Source organism: Bacillus sp. AP50, assembly GCF_040492675.1.
In the GTDB taxonomy this organism is placed as follows: Bacteria; Bacillota; Bacilli; order Bacillales; family Bacillaceae_G; genus Bacillus_A; species Bacillus_A cereus.
Genome location: NZ_JBEUTW010000753.1, coordinates 1 through 1,192, shown reverse-complemented (window position 1 = coordinate 1,192; position 1,192 = coordinate 1). Strand labels below are relative to the sequence as shown.

Sequence of the window (1,192 nt, the reverse complement as noted above, 5' to 3'; positions counted from 1 at the left end):
TTCCTGTGATAGGAATGAAAGATTTTCATATGTTACTGTTCGTTGATGAATAAAGGCGTCCAGTATATTAAGTAAGTTTTGAGTAAACCTGTTAATTGACTCTTCCTTGAAAAGATTAATATCATACTCAAATGAAATCCCTACATAATCCAATCCTTCTTCAACAGCTAAAGAAATGTCAAACTTACTAATATCTTGTTTATTAGGTAACAACTGAAGCTTATACGCATCATGTTGCTGCAGAATATCTTTCTGATAACTAAACATAGTAGAAAAGATCGGGTTATTCCCAAAGCTTCTATCAGGATTTATTTGCTCAATTACTTTATCAAATGGGTACGATTGGTTTTGGAATGAATTCAAACATTTCTCTCTCACTACTTGTAATAGCTGTGTTAAATTTTTCACATCATTCAATTGTGTTCTGATCGCTAAGGTATTTACAAAAAATCCTTGTATTTTTTCAAATTCTTGATGATTCCTTCCAACAACCGGTGTACCTACAATAATATCTTTTTGATCCGTTAGATAATGTAACAATTGAATATACGCTGCTAAAAATAGCATATACATAGAAACATTCTCTTGTTCACATACTTGTTTCAAAGACTCTTTCATTTCATTATCTAACTTCATTTCAAATACTGTACCTTTATTTGTACTTTGACGATTCCTACTAAAATCTAAAGGAAGATTTAATATAGGAAGAGGTGCTGCAAGTTCGGCCATCCAATAAGATTTTTCTGTATCCCATCGACCTAAATTTAACTGCGCCTGTTCCCACTCTGCATAATCTACATATCGATTAGAAATAGTTGGCAACTCAGGATTCATACGTTTAGCAAAGGCACTATATACCTTCATTATTTCATCTAATAGATTCCTTACACTCCACTCATCTGTAATAATGTGATGTAAATTAATATATAAATAAGACTTTTTCTTATTCAGATTAAAAATTCTAATCCTAAAAAGAGGGCCCTTTTCTAAATCAAATTGTGTATGATCCGTTTGATTTATTGTTGTACGAATATATTCTTGTTGTTCTTTTTTAGACATGTGTTCAATCTCATCGTGAATCAAGTCAATCGCTATTGAGTTTAAAATGACTTGTCTAGGCTCCCCATTTCTTTCAATAAACACTGTTCGTAGCATCTCGTGTCGTTCAACTAAAAATCTTATGGTGTCTTGT

General features: G+C 31.8%; 1 protein-coding gene. It reads right to left on the bottom strand.

What is annotated here, in order from left to right:
• Positions 1–1,192: condensation domain-containing protein (locus ABWK52_RS29180; RefSeq protein WP_353772368.1), on the bottom strand; the 1,192-nt coding region annotated here is incomplete at both ends.